3 protein-coding genes and 1 pseudogene are annotated in these 2,484 nt (G+C 76.5%); 2 read left to right on the plus strand and 2 right to left on the minus strand.

Going from position 1 to position 2,484, the window contains the following annotated elements:
- Positions 1–523 (plus strand): annotated as a pseudogene (locus tag G3I53_RS21570) (O-antigen ligase family protein); the annotation flags it as partial.
- A gap of 18 nt (positions 524–541) precedes the next feature.
- On the opposite strand, the gene G3I53_RS21575 reads toward G3I53_RS21570, so the two are convergent.
- Both G3I53_RS21575 and G3I53_RS21580 read right to left on the minus strand, forming a co-directional pair.
- Positions 542–1,087, minus strand: a complete 546-nt coding sequence (locus G3I53_RS21575; protein ID WP_164338478.1) for a hypothetical protein — start codon at positions 1,085–1,087, stop codon at positions 542–544.
- A gap of 125 nt (positions 1,088–1,212) precedes the next feature.
- Positions 1,213–1,998, minus strand: a complete 786-nt coding sequence (locus G3I53_RS21580; protein WP_164438677.1) for an aspartate/glutamate racemase family protein — start codon at positions 1,996–1,998, stop codon at positions 1,213–1,215.
- 57 nt (positions 1,999–2,055) lie between these two features.
- On the opposite strand from G3I53_RS21580, the gene G3I53_RS21585 reads away from it, so the two are divergent.
- Positions 2,056–2,484 (plus strand): glycosyltransferase (locus G3I53_RS21585; protein WP_164438678.1); only part of this gene is annotated, 429 nt, incomplete at its 3' end.

Genomic DNA, 2,484 nt, shown 5'->3' on the forward strand with positions numbered 1-2,484 from the left:
CGGGGTGAGCGCGCTGACCTGGGCGGTGGCCGGCCGGGCGGTGCCTCAGTGCCTGGCCGGCGCGCTGGAGGGGCGGCTGACCCCGCACCGCGTGGCACTGTGGCAGGACGCGCTGGACATGGCCGGGCACCACGTCGGGGCCGGGGTGGGGCCGGGCAACTTCGGGGAGCTGAGCGCCACGGCCGCGCGGTCGCTGCTGTCCGACGACCGGCCCCACTCGGCGCCCCTGCAGCTCGCGGCGGAACAGGGCGTGGCCGGGGTGGCGCTCCTCGCGGCGGCCTTCGGCTGGGTGCTCTACGCGCTGTGGCGCAGTCCGCGCAGCACTCCGGTGGTGCTGACGGCGGGTGCGGCGCTGACGGCCGTGGCGGCCATCGCCGCGGTGGGCAACGCGCTCAGCTTCACGGTGGTGTCGCTGGGCGCCGGTCTTCTGGCGGGCCTGGCGACCGCGCGTCCGTTCGTCCACGACCGGGCGCCGTTCCCTGAGAGCGGCCCGCCCCCGCGCGGGGGCCGGGTGGCGCCCTGAGGGCCGCGGCGGAGTGGGTCAGTGGGCCGCGCCGGGCTTGTGCGGGTGCAGGCGGTCCCGGATGACGCGGACCGCCGCCTCGGCGTCGTCGACGGTGACGGTGAAGGTGTGTCCGTCCCACAGGCGCAGGACGACCCCCTCACCCCGCCGCACGACGACGGCCGTGCCCTTCTCGGGACGCCAGCGGTAGCCCCAGCCGCCCCAGTGGCGGGGGGTGACGTGCGGTGCGAAGTCCGCGCCCGCGACGTGCGAGAGCGGGATGCGGCGGCGCGGCACACCGATGTGGCCGCACCGCACTTCCAGGTGGTCCTCGTCGACCCGCAGCGCCACGTGCACGAAGGCGAGGGTGCCGAAGAGCACCAGCAGCCCGGCGGCGATGCATCCGACGACGGCCATGACCAGGGGGGCGACGCCGGTCGTCCACGCGGAGTCGACGGCCAGGGCGATGCCGAGTGCCATGCAGGCGGCGCCGATCAGGGCGAGCAGCCACTGGATGCGGTTGGTGGCCCTGCCGGTCCAGACGTCGGAACAGGGAACGGGCTTGCCGTGGGGGTGGTCCCTCATACCTTCGAGGTTACTCAGGTTTCGCTCCGCTGGTACGGCGTCGCACAGCGTGACTGCGCCGACCGGACCCGCCGGAGTGCGCGGGGGCGCCCCGCAGTCCTCCAGGGCGAGTCCGCGGAGCGCGGTCAGCGGACGGGGGCGGCCCGGTGCAGGAGCCGGCCCTCGGCGTAGGTGAGCGCCGCCGTCGGGAGCGGGCCCGGACGTCCGCTGAGCAGCACCGTCAGGGTGCCGGTCGCCGGGGCGTCGGGGGCGGGCCGGCCGCCGATGCGGCGCAGTGTCTGGGCGGCCACGGCGTCCGCGGAGCCGTACAGGGCGAGGGGCGGCCGGCCGGGCTGCTGGACGGCGGCCCGGATGCGCTCGCCGACCAGTTCGTAATGGGTACAGCCCAGGACGACGGTCGTCACGTCGTCCGGGGTGAGGGCCGCCGCCGCCTCCACGGCCGCGTCGATCGCGGACTCGTCCGCCCGCTCCACCGCCTCGGCGAGTCCCCAGCACGGCACCTGGGCGACCTCGACCCCGCCGGCGAAGGTGTCGATCAGATTCCGCTGGTAGGGGCTGCCGGTGGTGGCCGGGGTGGCCCAGATGGCCAGCGGTCCGCCCCCGGCCGCGGCCGGTTTGATCGCCGGGACGGTGCCGATCACCGGCAGCCCGGGTTCCAGGCGGGCGCGCAGGGCGGTGAGCGCGTGCACGGTGGCGGTGTTGCAGCCGACGACGAGCGCGTCGGGCCGGTGCGCGGCGGCGGCCTCGGCGACGGCGAGGGCCCGCTCGGTGAGGTCCTGAGGGGTCCTGGGGCCCCACGGCATGCCGTCGGGGTCGAGGGAGAGGACGAGATCGGCGTCCGGGCGCAGGCGCCGTACCGCTGCGGTGGCCGCCAGCAGACCGATTCCGGAGTCCATGAGCGCGATCTTCACCCGGTCACGATAGTCGATGGGCGGCTTCCGGCCGCCGCCGTGGGGCACACTGCGCACGTGAGCGTCGTTGCGTGGACCGCCGCCGGATCACTCGCCGCGTGGCTGTGGCTCCTGCTGTGCCAGGGCTTCTTCTGGCGGACCGACGTCCGGCTGCCGCCCGCGCGGGAGCCGGACTCCTGGCCGTCCGTCTGTGTCGTCGTCCCGGCCCGCGACGAGGCGGAGGTGCTGCCCGCGAGCCTGCCGGCCCTGCTCGCCCAGGACTACCCGGGCCGGGCCGAGGTGTTCCTCGTCGACGACGGCAGCACGGACGGCACCGGCGCGCTCGCGCGCGAGCTGGCGCGCGGGCGGGGCGGGCTGCCGCTGACCGTCGACGCGCCCGGTGAGCCGCCCGCCGGGTGGACCGGCAAGCTGTGGGCGGTGCGCCACGGCATCGCCCTGGCCCGCGCGCGGGACCCCCAGTACCTGCTGCTGACCGACGCCGACATC

It is taken from the genome of Streptomyces sp. SID14436 (genome assembly GCF_010548465.1).
In the GTDB taxonomy this organism is placed as follows: domain Bacteria; phylum Actinomycetota; class Actinomycetes; order Streptomycetales; family Streptomycetaceae; genus Streptomyces.

Coding starts and splice junctions, on each gene's coding strand:
- G3I53_RS21575 (WP_164338478.1), bottom strand. CDS start 1,087: ATGAGGGACCACCCCCACGGCAAGCCCGTTCCCTGTTCCGACGTCTGG.